Consider the following 12,449-nt stretch of genomic DNA (forward strand, 5'->3'; position numbering starts at 1 on the left):
AGCCGAAGTCCGTTCGCCCGTAAGGCTTCTGGCCGGTTCACACCGCCATCAGCGGCGCGCCCTCCCGGAACTTGAGGATCTTGTCGAAGCTCACCACGGTGCCGCCACGGCCCGGCTTGCTGCCGATGTGGACGTGGTCGGCGAGTTCCTGGATCAGACACAGGCCGCGGCCGTGCTCGGCGTCGGCACGCGCGGGCCGGACGGGCGTCGGCGCGGTGAATCCCGGACCGGGGTCGGCGACCTCGATGCGGCAAGTCTCGCCGTCGAGGTAGGCGGTGACGCGGTACGCCTCCGCCCGGCCGCCGCGCGTTCCGTTGCCGCCGTGCTCGACGGCGTTCGCGCAGGCCTCGCTCAGGGCGACGGAGAGGTCGAAGGAGACGTCGGGATCGACCCCCGCGGTCTCCATCGCGCCGAGTAACAGGCGTCTGGCGAGCGGGACGCTCGCAGCCTCGCGCCGCAGATGGAGTGACCACCAGATGCTCATGCTCCAGCCTCCCGGCCGCGGCTCGACATACCGTTACGTATTGCCGCGCGTACCCGGTTGTAAGCGCGGAGTTGACGTGATGCCGCCCATATGGACGATGCGTCCCCATGGGAATCGGTGTATGTACGGGCGGTCCACTCCCGAAAGGGATCACCGGTCGGCCGGAACCTTGCGGACCTGCTGTGTGGCGCCGAGGGCGCGAGTGCGATGATGAGCCCGCCATGACTGCCCCCCACCGGCTCCCGGAGCGCTCCGGAGGCGACCTGAGGGTCCTGCGGGCCGCGGTGTTCGCCGCGGTCTGCGTCGTGCTGGCCGCGGCCGGGCACGCGCTCGCCTCCTGCGCCACGGTTCCGCTGTGGACCCTGGGCGCGGGCTTCCTGGGGGTTCTCCTGGCCGTGGCGCCGCTCGCCGGACGCGAGCGGTCGCTGCCCGGCATCGCGGCGCTGCTCGCGGCCGGACAGACCATGCTGCACACGCTGTTCGAGCTGGGGCAGCAGACGTCCGCCGGCGTCGGCGCGGCGGCGGTGTCCCCGGTGCCGACGGGGCCGGCGGACGCCTCCCTGGTCGAACGGGCCGCGCGGCTCGTGTGCGGGACCACCGCGGCGGCGATCAGCCCCGCCCAGGCCCGCGTCATCCTCGCGCGCGCCGGGGTCTACCAGGACCCCGGCGGCCAGGGCACCGCCATGAGCTCCATGCACCACCCGGCCGACGCGCTGGCCGGCGCGGCCGGGGAGCCGGCCGCGCTGCTGCCGTCGCTGCCCATGCTGCTCGGCCACGTCCTCGCGGCGCTCGCCGCGGGCTGGCTGCTGCGGCGCGGGGACCTGGCGCTGCTGCGGCTGCTGGAGCTGTCGAGGCACTCCGTCGCCGAGGGCGCGCTCGTACGGTCCCTGCGCGGGGCGCTCGCCCTGGTGCGCGCCCTGTGTGCCGGGCTTCCCGGCGCCCCCGGGACGGGGCCGCGCCCGCCGCGCACCGCCCTGCTCGCCCCGCCGAAGCCCCGTACCGCCGCACTCCACCACACCGTGATCCGGCGCGGCCCGCCGGCCGCCGCGCTCGTCCTCGCCGCCTGACACGACGCGACCGCCGCTCCGCTTCTTCCTCTCCGGGGGCCGGGACCGCCGTCGTGCGGCACACGCGCGTACCCGCGTCCTCGCGGCCGCGCGCCCGACCCGATCACCGGAAACCTCACTCGAAGTGGAGTGCTCCCTGCCATGAAGGCTTCCCGACTCGCCGCTGCCGGCGCCCTCGCCGCCTCGGCCGTCGTCGTACTGTCCTCGCCCGCGTTCGCCCACGTCAGCGTGCAGCCCGAGGGCACCGCGGCCAAGGGCGGCTACGCGGTCGTCGACTTCAAGGTCCCCAACGAGCGCGACGACGCCTCGACCACCAAGCTCGAGGTCAGCTTCCCCGCCGACCATCCGCTGGCCTCGGTGATGCCGCAGCCGATGGACGGCTGGCGCGTCGAGGTCACCAGGGCGAAGCTGGCCAAGCCCGTGGAACTGGAGGGCGAGAAGATCACCGAGGCCGTCACCAAGGTGACCTGGACCGCCGACGGCAAGGGCATTCAGCCCGGCTACTTCCAGAAGTTCCCGCTCTCCGTCGGCGCGCTGCCGAAGGACACCGACGAACTGGTCTTCAAGGCGATCCAGACGTACGACAACAAGGAGGTCGTGCGCTGGATCGAGGTCCAGCAGGACGGCCAGGCGGAACCCGAGAACCCGGCCCCGGTGCTGACCCTCTCCGACGCCTCCGCCGACGGCCACTCCCACAGTTCCGGCTCCGGCTCCGAGGCCTCCTCCGCCAAGACCGGGAACACCGCCGCCGACACCTCCGCCTCCGCCTCCGCCTCCGCCGACTCCAGCGACACCACCGCGCGCGTGCTCGGCGTGGTGGGCATCGCCGTCGGCGCCCTGGGCGTCGCCTACGGCGTCCTCGCCGGCCGTCGGCGCACCGACGCCTGAGCCCGACCGTCCGCGTACCGCGCCGGGGCCGCCGGTACGACCCCGTACCGACGCCCCGGCGCACACCGGAACTCCTCACATCTGGGACATCTCTCCATGCGCAAGAAGACGTTCGCCGCGGCCGCGCTGCTCGCCGCGGCCGGCCTGACCCTCTCCGCCTGCGGCAGCGGCGACGACAGCGGCTCCCCCGTCGCCGTGGTCTCCGAGGACACCTCGCAGAAGGCCGCGACCATCCTCGACAAGCCCTTCGAGAAGCCGGACCTGGTCCTCACCGACACCCACGGCAAGAAGTACGACTTCCGCCGGGAGACCGCGGGCAGGCCCACGCTGATCTACTTCGGCTACACCCACTGCCCCGACATCTGCCCGCTGACGATGAACAACCTCGCCGTCGCGAAGAAGCAGCTGCCCAAGGCCGAGCAGGACAAGCTGCGGGTGGTGTTCGTCACCACCGACCCCGCCCGCGACACCCCGTCCGAACTCGGCAAGTGGCTCAAGGGCATCGACCCCCAGTTCACCGGCCTCACCGGCGACTTCGCCACCATCCAGGCCGGCGCCCGCACCCTCGGCATCTCCATCGAGCCGACCCACAAGGACAAGAAGACCGGCAAGACCGTCTCGGTGCACGGCACCCAGGTCATCGCGTTCTCCCCGAAGACCGACGCCGGGTACGTCCTCTACGGCGAGGACGCCACCGTCGACGACTACACCAAGGACCTGCCCCGTCTCATCGAGGGAGCCAAGCCGTGAGGCGCCTGGCCCTGCCCGCCGCGGTGCTGGCGGGCGCGATGGCCCTGACGACCGGCTGCGGCGGCTCCGACGAGGGCGCGGGCAAGCCCGAACTGACCGTCGGCTCCCCCTATATGCCCCAGCCGGTCTCCGACATGGCCGCGGGCTTCCTGACCGTCGTCAACGAGGGCGGCGCCAAGGACGAGCTGACCTCCGTCAGCAGCGACATCGCGGGCAGCGTCACCGTCCACGAGACCGTCGGGCAGTCGATGCGGGAGACCGACTCCCTCACCGTGCCCGCGCACGGCCGGCTCGTGCTGGAGAGCGGCGGCAACCACCTGATGTTCGAAAAGCTGAAGCGCAAGCCGAAGCAGGGCGAGAAGGTGACCGTCGAACTGCACTTCGCGACGTCCGACCCCATCACGGTCGAGATGCCGGTGAAGGCGGCCACGTACCGGCCGGCGACCGGCCACTGAGGGAGGGACCACCGTGAGGCAGACCACCACCCCCCGCCGCGTGCGGATCCTGGTGCTGCTGTTCCTGGCCGTCACCGGCGCGCTGCTCGCCGGTGCCGGCCCGGCATCCGCGCATGCCGCGCTGACCGGCAGCGACCCCGCGCAGGGGGTGGTGGTCGACAAGGCGCCCGCCCAGGTCTCCCTCACCTTCTCGGAGAAGGTCGCCACCTCCGACGGCTCCGTGCGCGTGCTCGACCCCAAGGGCGCACGCGTCGACACCGGAAAGCCCACCGAGACCGGCGGCGCCACCTACGCCGTACGGCTGCGCGGCGGCCTGCCCGACGGCACGTACACCGTGTCCTGGCAGGTCGTCTCCGCCGACAGCCATCCGGTCGCCGGCGCCTTCACCTTCTCCATCGGCGCGCCCTCCTCGACCACCGTGTCGGTCTCCGAGCAGACGGCGGGCGGCGGACTCGTCGGGAGGCTGTACGGCTTCGGGCGCTACCTGTCGTACGCCGGGTTCGTCGTCATGACCGGCGGGGCCGCCTTCGTGCTGGCCTGCTGGCAGCGCGGCTCCGGCGTGCGCGCGCTGCAGCGGCTCGTCGTCGGCGGCTGGCTCGCGCTCACCTCGGCCACCCTCCTGCTGCTGCTCCTGCGCGGCTCCTTCACCGGCTCCGGCAAGGTCGCCGACGTCTTCGACCTGGGCCTGCTCGGCCAGGTTCTGCAGACCAAGACCGGCGCCGCGCTGGTCTCCCGGCTGCTGCTGCTCGCCGCGGCGGCCCTGTTCATCGCCGTGCTCTTCGGCGCCTACGACAAACGGGAGGACGAGGAGAAGCGGGACCTGACCTTCGGGCTGGCGGTCGGCGGGGCCGTCGTGGCCGCGGGGCTCGCGGCGAGCTGGGCGATGGCCGAGCACGCCTCCACCGGCCTCCAGCCCGGCATCGCCATGCCGGCCGACATCGTCCACCTGCTCGCCGTCGCCGCGTGGCTCGGCGGCCTCACCGCGCTCCTCGTGGCCCTGTACCGCGCGGACCCCCCGGTCGAGTCCGCCGCCGTACGGCGCTTCTCGCACGTCGCCTTCGGCAGCGTCTGCGCGCTCGTCGCGACAGGCGTCTACCAGTCGTGGCGCCAGCTCGGCTCCTGGTCGGCGTTCACCGACACCTCCTACGGGCAGCTGCTGATCGCCAAGCTCGCACTGGTGGCGCTGCTCGTCGGTCTCGCCTGGTTCTCCCGGCGGTGGACGGCGCAACTGACGGACCCGGCGACGGCCACCGTGCGCCGGCGCCCGAAGGAAGCCGCCACGACCGGCGCCGCGAAGGCCGCGAAGGGCGTGAAGGCCGCGAAGGGCGCCAAGGCAGCCCAGAGCGCGACGGATGCGAAGGACGCGAAGAGCGAGAAGGACTCGAAGAGCGAGAAGGACTCGAAGAGCGGGAATGGCGCGAAGAGCGAGAAGGGCGCGAAGAGCGGGAAGGGCGGGAACAGAGAAAAGGGCGGGAAGCCGGCGGCGGCCGGTGACGGCGGGCGCGCCGCCCAGCTCGCCCGGCAGCGGGCCGCCATGGCCGCCGCCCGGCAGAAGCGGCAGCGCGACGCCGACCCCGTCCGCTTCGGACTGCGCCGCTCCGTGCTCGCCGAGGCCGGCGTCGCCGTCGTCCTGCTCGCCGTCACCACCGCGCTGACCCAGACCGAACCCGGCCGCACCGAACAGGAGGCCGCGGCGGCCACCGCGGCGGCCTCCTCCTCGTCCGCGGCGGACACCTCCGGCGCGCTGACGCTGACCATGCCGTTCGACACCGGCGGCACGGACGGCAAGGGCGTGGTGTCGGTCGACCTCGACCCCGCGCGCGTGGGCGGCAACGAGATGCACGTCTACGTCCAGCGCCCCAACGGCCGCGCCTTCGACATCCCCGAGGTCAAGGTCTCCTTCACTCTCACCGCCAAGGACATCGGGCCGTTGCCCGTCGTCCCCGACCACGTCACCACCGGACACTGGTCCGCGAGCGGCGTGCAGATCCCGATGGCCGGCGACTGGAAGGTCGCCGTGACCGTACGGACCTCCGACATCGACCAGGCCACCGTCTCCAAGAACGCGCAGATCGGCTGAACCACACCATGCCCGACCAGTCCCTCCCCCAGGCCCCCGGCGAGGACCGCGCCGCCGCTCCGAAGGCGCCCGCCGCCGAGGGCGTCTCACGCCGCAGCCTGCTCGGCACCGCCGGCGCCACCGGGCTCGCGCTCGGCGCGGCCGGCGGCGCTCTCGGATACAGCGCCGCGCCCGCCGCGGCCACCCCGCTCACCTCGCTGGGCACCAGCCGGGCGATGTTTCACGGGAAACATCAGCCCGGCATCACCGAAGGCCTCCAGGCCCGCGGCCACCTCGCCGCCTTCGACCTGGCCGCCGGCGCGGGCCGCAAGGAGGCGGCCGCACTGCTGCGCCGCTGGTCGGCGACCGCCGAGCGGCTGATGGCGGGCGAGGCCGCGTCCGGCGACGACACGGACGTGGCGCGCGACGCCGGGCCCTCGTCGCTGACGATCACCTTCGGCTTCGGCCACAGCTTCTTCACCCGCACCGGCCTGGAGAAGCAGCGCCCGGCCGCTCTGGACCCGCTGCCCGACTTCTCCTCCGACCACCTGGACAAGAAGCGCAGCGACGGCGACCTGTGGGTGCAGATCGGCGCGGACGACGCCCTCGTCGCCTTCCACGCCCTGCGCGCCATCCAGAAGGACGCGGGGCGGGCGGCCCGGCTGCGGTGGCAGATGAACGGCTTCAACCGCTCTCCGGGCGCCACGGCCCGGCCCATGACGGCCCGGAACCTGATGGGCCAGATCGACGGCACGCGCAACCCCAAGCCCACTGACGCCGACTTCGACCGGCGGATCTTCGTACCGGCGAACGGCACGCCCGCGTGGATGGCCAACGGCTCCTACGCGGTCGTACGCCGTATCCGCATGCTCCTCGACGACTGGGAGAAACTCTCCGTCAAGGCCCAGGAGAACGTCATCGGGCGCCGCAAGGCCGACGGGGCGCCGCTGTCGGGCGGCTCCGAGACGACGGCGATGGACCTGGAGAAGACCGGTGCGGACGGCACTCTCGTCGTCCCCGTCAACGCGCACTCCCGGATCAGCCGTCCCGACCAGAACGGCGGCGCGGCCATGCTGCGGCGCCCGTTCAGCTACCACGACGGCTTCGACGCGGACGGGACGCCCGACGCGGGACTGCTGTTCGTCTGCTGGCAGGCGGATCCGCTGCGCGGCTTCGTGCCGGTGCAGCGCAAGCTCGACCGGGGCGACGCGCTGTCGAAGTTCATCCGCCACGAGGCCAGCGGGCTGTTCGCGGTGCCCGGCGGAGCCGCCGAGGGCGGGTACGTGGGGCAGGCGCTGCTGGAGGGATGAGGGCCGCGGCGCCCACCGGGGCGCTCGGGGGACGGGTGCGCATGCGTCCGCCTGAGGCGATTAGGGTGAGGTCATGCCAGCGAGCTACGCGTATCTCGGCCCCGAGGGCACCTTCACCGAAGTCGCCCTGCGCACCCTCCCGGAGACGGCCACTCGGGAGCTGGTCCCGTACGTCTCCGTGCAGTCCGCGCTCGACGCGGTCCGCGGCGGCGAGGCCGAGGCCGCGTTCGTGCCCATCGAGAACTCCGTCGAGGGCGGCATCACCACCACCCTCGACGAACTGGTCGCGGGCACGCCGCTGATGATCTACCGCGAGGTGCTGCTGTCGATCACCTTCGCGCTGCTGGTCAGGCCGGGCACCAAGCTGTCGGACATCAAGACGGTCTCGGCCCATCCGGCCGCCCAGCCGCAGGTGCGCAACTGGCTGCGGAGCAACCTCCCGGACGCCGCCTGGGAGTCCGCCGCCTCGAACGCGGACGCCGCCCGCCTGGTCCAGGAGGGCCGCTACGACGCCGCCTTCGCCGGCGAGTTCGCCGCCGCCCGGTACGGCCTGGAGGCCCTGGAGACCGGGATCCACGACGCGGAGAACGCCCAGACCCGGTTCGTGCTGGTGGGCAGGCCGGCCCGGCCCGCCGCACCCACCGGCGCCGACAAGACGTCCGTCGTGCTGTGGCAGCGCGACGACCACCCCGGCGGCCTGCGCGACCTGCTGGGCGAGTTCGCCACCCGCGGCATCAACCTGATGCTGCTGCAGTCCCGGCCCACCGGCGCCGGCATCGGCAACTACTGCTTCTGCGTCGACGCCGAGGGGCACATCTCCGACCGCCGGGTCGCCGAGGCGCTGATGGGGCTGAAGCGGATCTGCCTGGAGGTGCGGTACCTGGGGTCGTACCCGCGCGCCGACGCGACGGTGGAGGACGTGAGCGCGCCGCGTCCGGGGACGTCGGACGCGGAGTTCGTCGCGGCGGCCGACTGGGTGGCCCGTTGCCAGGACGGGCGTTTCTAGGGCCTCACCTGCGTGGTTCTGTTATCCACAGAAGTTTTCCACAGGCATGGTTCTCGACCTGGGGACAAGTCGACAAGGAAGCGCCATTCGGTCGACAAATCTCCGTGCGGACCCGCTCCGGATTCACCGGCACTCAGGACGCCCTTCGCCCTTTCGTTTCCTTCGGTCAACCCATTGGGGCGATGCATTTCCACCCGAAAGGGTGAGGAATCCAGGTTTGCACCGGCCGTCACCCGCATCGCGCACGACATTCGGATTGATCAATTCCGATATCCACAGATCTTCCACACACCCTGTGGATAACTTTACGGGGAGCGGCACCCGCTGTGGACAACGCGGCCGCCAAGTCCCGTCCGCCGGACGGAGATCGGGCCGGAGAGCCGCGCGACGCGGATAGTGAGTCGTGGGCCGTATCCCCGCACCGGTAGCCTTGAGTCCGTGATTGACCTTCGTCTGCTCCGTGAGGACCCCGACCGTGTGCGCGCCTCGCAGCGTGCCCGTGGAGAGGACGTCGCACTCGTCGACTCTCTCCTGTCTGCCGACGAGCGGCGCAGGTCGTCCGGCGTCCGCTTCGACGAGCTGCGCGCCGAACAGAAGGCGCTCGGCAAGCTCATCCCCAAGGCCTCGGGAGACGAGAAGGCCGAGCTGCTGAAGAAGGCGAGCCAGCTCGCGGCCGACGTCAAGGCGGCCGACGCCGAGCGCGACGCGGCCGACGCCGAGACGCGGGAACTGCTGCAGAAGCTCGGCAACCTCGTCCACCCGGACGTGCCCGTGGGCGGCGAGGAGGACTTCGTCACCCTGGAGACGCACGGCACCATCCGCGACTTCGGCGCCGAGGGCTTCGAGCCCAAGGACCACCTGGAGCTCGGCCAGCTCCTCGGCGCGATCGACGTCGAGCGCGGCGCCAAGGTCTCCGGCTCCCGCTTCTACTTCCTGACCGGCGTGGGCGCCCTGCTGGAGCTGGCGCTGGTGAACGCGGCGATCGCGCAGGCCACGGCGGCCGGCTTCACGCCGATGCTCACCCCGGCGCTGGTGCGCCCGCAGTCGATGGCCGGCACCGGCTTCCTCGGCCAGGCGGCCCAGGACGTCTACCGCCTGGACGCGGACGACCTCTACCTGGTCGGCACGTCCGAGGTCCCGCTGGCCGCGTACCACATGGACGAGATCATCGATGCGGACCGCCTGCCGCTGCGCTACGCGGGCTTCTCGCCCTGCTTCCGCCGCGAGGCCGGCTCGCACGGCAAGGACACGCGGGGCATCTTCCGCGTACACCAGTTCGACAAGGTCGAGATGTTCTCCTACGTGACGCCCGAGGAGTCGCAGGAGGAGCACCGGCGCCTGCTGGAGTGGGAGAAGCAGTGGCTGACCTCGCTCGAGCTGCCGTTCCGCGTCATCGACGTCGCCAGCGGTGACCTGGGTTCCTCGGCCGCGCGGAAGTTCGACTGCGAGGCGTGGATCCCGACCCAGGGCAAGTACCGCGAGCTGACCTCGACCTCGGACTGCACCGAGTTCCAGTCCCGCCGCCTGCAGATCAGGGTCCGTGACGGCAAGCAGGTCAGGCCGCTGGCGACGCTGAACGGCACGCTGTGCGCCGTACCGCGCACCATCGTGGCGATCCTGGAGAACCACCAGCAGGCCGACGGCTCGGTGCGCGTGCCCGAGGTGCTGCGCCCGTACCTGGGTGGCCGGGAGGTCCTGGAGCCGGTCGCCAGGTGAGCGCGGCCTTCCCCTACACCCTCGTCGCCACCGACCTCGACGGCACGCTCCTGCGCTCCGACGAGTCGATCTCGCGGCGCACCCGGGACGCGCTCGCCGCGGCCACCGCGGCGGGCGCCGCCCACATCGTCGTCACCGGCCGCTCGGCGCCCTGGACCCGGCACATCCTCGACGACCTCGGCTACCGGGGTCTCGCGGTGTGCGCCCAGGGCGCGCAGGTCTACCACGCCGGGGAGCACCGGCTGCTGACGTCCGTCACCCTGGACCGGCAGCTGGCCGGGGTGGCCCTGGCCAAGATCGAGGCGGAGGTCGGCCCGCTGTTCCTGGCGGCGAGCCGGGACGGCCTGGACGGCGAGGTGCTGGTCGGGGCCGGTTACGCGGTCACCGGCAACCTCCCGTCGACGCCGCTGTCGGACGTGTCCGACCTGTGGGCCGCGCCGCTGAACAAGCTCTACATTCAGCACCCCCGGCTCTCCGACGACGAACTCGCCGAGGCGGCCCGCCAGGCAGCGGGCGGCTTCGTCACGGTCGCGATGGCGGGCGAGGGCATCGTGGAGCTGCTGCCGCTGGGGCTGTCGAAGGCGACGGGGCTGTCGCTGGCCGCCCGGCGGCTGGGTCTGAAGGCCGCCGACACGATCGCCTTCGGCGACATGCCCAACGACGTCCCGATGTTCGCCTGGGCTTCCTACGGCGTGGCGATGGCCAACGCCCACGACGAGCTCCGGACGGTGGCGGACGAGGTGACGTCCTCCAACGAGGAGGACGGGATCGCGGAGGTCCTGGAACGCTGGCTGCCCTGACGCCGGCCCCTGACCCCCGCCCCACCACGGCCCGCCGCCCCCGGGGCGACACCCACCCCGGGGCCGGCGAAAGCGGCAACCCTACGGATCAACCGCACACGGCACCGCACCACCCGCGAGAAACCCCACCCACCAGAAAACAGGCCCCACGCACGCGGGCCCCCGCACCACGGGCACGGCACCCCGCACCACAGGGGCGAGTCCCGAAGCACGGGGGCGAGTCCCGAAGCACGGGGGCGAGCTGCCAAACCACGGCCGCGAGGTACCAAACCACAGACGCGGGCTCCCCGAACCATCGGACGCAGGCCACCGAACCATCGGACGCGGCCCCCGCACCACGCACGCAGCCCCGCAACATGCGTCGCGCGAATCTTCGAACCACGGACGCGGCGCCGGGCGCGAGTCCCCGACCCACGCACGCGGGCCGCCGAACCAACGGACGCGGCTCCCCGCACATCGGGCGCGGGCCGCGCACCCTGGGCGCGGGCCCGCATCACAGGCGCGGGCCCGCATCACGGCGCAGTCCCAGTGACAACGTCTCGCGGAGGATGCACGGATCGAACGTGCGCGGGCTTTTCGGGCCCGACCATGGCTTAGCAAGCCAGTGCCTTACCACTCGGCCAATCCTCCGGGTGGGCGGCCCACGCGAGTGCGACATCGCGTGCTCGAAGCGGCCGCCCGGGCAGCTCTCGTGCGCGGCGGGCTCGACGGTGCGGTGATTACACCGGAGCCCGCCCCGGGCTGCCCTGCGGGGAGCCCGGCGGACTGTCGTGCATCGACATGCCGGACCCCTCCCCGGTACGTGGCGCCGGCTCGGTCCGGCGTCGTGGACATCTCCACTCTGCCCGCGGGACGAGTCGGACGCCACCGAATAAAAACGGCGGTCAGCGGCGCCGCCACCGGCGCCTGCGGGCCTTGCTGAAGAACCAGCCGGCCGGCGGCTCGTCGGACCGCCACGGCTGCGGCTCGGGCTCCTCGGACCGCCAGCGCGCGGCGAGCATGCGGGCCCGGGCCGACGGCTCGGTGGTCTCGGCGGCCCGTACGAAGTCCTCGTCCAGCACCAGGTCGTCCCACTCGTCTGCCATCGTCGTCCCTCCCGGACCCTCCCGGACCCTCCCGCCGAACGTCCCTTCGCCCAGTGTGCCCCGACGGGGGTGAAGCCCCCGTCAGGACCGGACCGGGCCTGTCACTCCTCGCCGGCGAGGGTGAGCGACCGCAGCTTCTGGCCGGCGTACCAGGTGGCGAGGACGGTGACCGCGACCAGCAGCACCGTCGCCGTGGTCAGTCCGACGTCCGAGGTCACCAGGTCCCCGCCGGCGACCTTGTGGGCCACCGCCAGCGACCACTGCTGGACGCTCAGCGTGCGCGCCCCGGCGACCAGGGAGCCGAACAGGGCCTCCCAGACGAGGGCGTAGACGAGGCCGAAGACGACCGCGTGCCGGGAGACGGTGCCCAGCAGCAGGAACAGCGCCGCGTAGGCGATCGAGGAGACGAGCGCCGCGACCGTGTAGGCGACGGCGATCTGCTGGCCGTTGCCGTTCAGGACGAAGCCCGCGATCAGGGTCGGCAGCGCCGAGAACACCATCGTCACCGCGATCGCCACGATCAGCTTGGTGAAGATGATCGTGGAGCGTTTCACCGGCTTGGACAGCAGGTACACCACCGAGCCGTCGTCGATCTCCGGTCCGATGGCGCCGGTGCCGGCGATGACGCCGATGATCGGCACCATCGTGGCCAGCGCGAGCCCGCCCAGCAGGTCGGAGGCGGTCTGGTCGTCGGCGCCCGCGAGGGCGCGGACGGCGACGGAGATCACGATCAGCAGCAGGGGCAGGGCGCCCAGGATGAGGGCCCGGCGGCGGCCGAGCAGGGCCCGGTAGGTGAGCCGGGCGACTGTGGGGTCGTACATCAGGGCCT

At 72.5% G+C, this 12,449-nt stretch carries 12 protein-coding genes and 1 tRNA gene; 9 read left to right on the forward strand and 4 right to left on the reverse strand.

The genetic code is table 11. The features are described from left to right. Positions 1-37: 37 nt before the first annotated feature. Positions 38-484: an ATP-binding protein gene (locus AB0G63_RS08935; protein ID WP_351887575.1), complete on the reverse strand. Its 447-nt coding sequence runs from the start codon at positions 482-484 to the stop codon at positions 38-40. A gap of 221 nt (positions 485-705) precedes the next feature. Between AB0G63_RS08935 and AB0G63_RS08940 the strand changes: the two genes are divergently transcribed. From AB0G63_RS08940 to AB0G63_RS08980, 9 genes are all read left to right on the forward strand, one after another. Continuing rightward, positions 706-1,551, forward strand: a complete 846-nt coding sequence (locus AB0G63_RS08940; RefSeq protein WP_360746499.1) for a hypothetical protein — start codon at positions 706-708, stop codon at positions 1,549-1,551. A 141-nt stretch (positions 1,552-1,692) separates the two neighbouring features. Then, positions 1,693-2,439 carry a YcnI family protein gene (locus AB0G63_RS08945; RefSeq protein WP_360746502.1) on the forward strand — a complete coding sequence of 249 codons (747 nt, stop codon included), beginning with the start codon at positions 1,693-1,695 and terminating at the stop codon, positions 2,437-2,439. Positions 2,440-2,535: 96 nt separating this feature from the next. Beyond that, on the forward strand, positions 2,536-3,189 hold the full coding sequence (locus tag AB0G63_RS08950) for an SCO family protein (RefSeq protein ID WP_360746505.1): 654 nt from the start codon (positions 2,536-2,538) through the stop codon (positions 3,187-3,189). Continuing rightward, positions 3,186-3,644, forward strand: coding sequence for a copper chaperone PCu(A)C (locus AB0G63_RS08955; protein ID WP_360746508.1), 459 nt, complete (start codon positions 3,186-3,188; stop codon positions 3,642-3,644). Before AB0G63_RS08950 ends, AB0G63_RS08955 begins: the two co-directional genes overlap by 4 nt. A 13-nt stretch (positions 3,645-3,657) precedes the next feature. After that, positions 3,658-5,724 carry a copper resistance protein CopC gene (locus AB0G63_RS08960; protein WP_360746511.1) on the forward strand — a complete coding sequence of 689 codons (2,067 nt, stop codon included), beginning with the start codon at positions 3,658-3,660 and terminating at the stop codon, positions 5,722-5,724. An 8-nt stretch (positions 5,725-5,732) separates the two neighbouring features. Next, the gene (gene efeB / locus AB0G63_RS08965) at positions 5,733-7,013 is read left to right on the forward strand and encodes an iron uptake transporter deferrochelatase/peroxidase subunit (protein WP_360746514.1); all 1,281 of its coding nucleotides are present in this window, start codon (positions 5,733-5,735) and stop codon (positions 7,011-7,013) included. A 73-nt stretch (positions 7,014-7,086) separates the two neighbouring features. Beyond that, complete coding sequence (gene pheA / locus AB0G63_RS08970; protein WP_360746516.1) at positions 7,087-8,019, forward strand: prephenate dehydratase; 933 nt, start codon at positions 7,087-7,089, stop codon at positions 8,017-8,019. A 438-nt stretch (positions 8,020-8,457) separates the two neighbouring features. Beyond that, positions 8,458-9,735, forward strand: a complete 1,278-nt coding sequence (gene serS / locus AB0G63_RS08975; protein WP_360746519.1) for a serine--tRNA ligase — start codon at positions 8,458-8,460, stop codon at positions 9,733-9,735. After that, a complete protein-coding gene (locus tag AB0G63_RS08980; protein WP_360746522.1) occupies positions 9,732-10,535 on the forward strand; it encodes an HAD family hydrolase in 804 nt (267 codons plus the stop codon). Before serS ends, AB0G63_RS08980 begins: the two co-directional genes overlap by 4 nt. A gap of 542 nt (positions 10,536-11,077) precedes the next feature. Here AB0G63_RS08980 and AB0G63_RS08985 read toward each other — a convergent pair. The 3 genes from AB0G63_RS08985 to AB0G63_RS08995 form a co-directional block, all read right to left on the reverse strand. Continuing rightward, positions 11,078-11,165, reverse strand: a tRNA-Ser gene (locus AB0G63_RS08985). Positions 11,166-11,419: 254 nt separating this feature from the next. After that, positions 11,420-11,620 (reverse strand): hypothetical protein, encoded by a 201-nt coding sequence (locus AB0G63_RS08990; RefSeq protein WP_360746525.1) that lies wholly within the window; start codon positions 11,618-11,620, stop codon positions 11,420-11,422. Positions 11,621-11,721: 101 nt separating this feature from the next. After that, a complete protein-coding gene (locus tag AB0G63_RS08995; RefSeq protein ID WP_360746528.1) occupies positions 11,722-12,441 on the reverse strand; it encodes an ABC transporter permease in 720 nt (239 codons plus the stop codon). Between the last annotated feature and the right edge of the window lie 8 nt (positions 12,442-12,449).

Source organism: Streptomyces sp. NPDC020996, from assembly GCF_040641355.1.
In the GTDB taxonomy this organism is placed as follows: domain Bacteria; phylum Actinomycetota; class Actinomycetes; order Streptomycetales; family Streptomycetaceae; genus Streptomyces.

Coding starts and splice junctions, on each gene's coding strand:
- AB0G63_RS08940 (WP_360746499.1), top strand. CDS start 706: ATGACTGCCCCCCACCGGCTCCCGGAGCGCTCCGGAGGCGACCTGAGG.
- AB0G63_RS08990 (WP_360746525.1), bottom strand. CDS start 11,620: ATGGCAGACGAGTGGGACGACCTGGTGCTGGACGAGGACTTCGTACGG.
- AB0G63_RS08945 (WP_360746502.1), top strand. CDS start 1,693: ATGAAGGCTTCCCGACTCGCCGCTGCCGGCGCCCTCGCCGCCTCGGCC.
- pheA (WP_360746516.1), top strand. CDS start 7,087: ATGCCAGCGAGCTACGCGTATCTCGGCCCCGAGGGCACCTTCACCGAA.
- AB0G63_RS08950 (WP_360746505.1), top strand. CDS start 2,536: ATGCGCAAGAAGACGTTCGCCGCGGCCGCGCTGCTCGCCGCGGCCGGC.
- efeB (WP_360746514.1), top strand. CDS start 5,733: ATGCCCGACCAGTCCCTCCCCCAGGCCCCCGGCGAGGACCGCGCCGCC.
- AB0G63_RS08995 (WP_360746528.1), bottom strand. CDS start 12,441: ATGTACGACCCCACAGTCGCCCGGCTCACCTACCGGGCCCTGCTCGGC.
- AB0G63_RS08935 (WP_351887575.1), bottom strand. CDS start 484: ATGAGCATCTGGTGGTCACTCCATCTGCGGCGCGAGGCTGCGAGCGTC.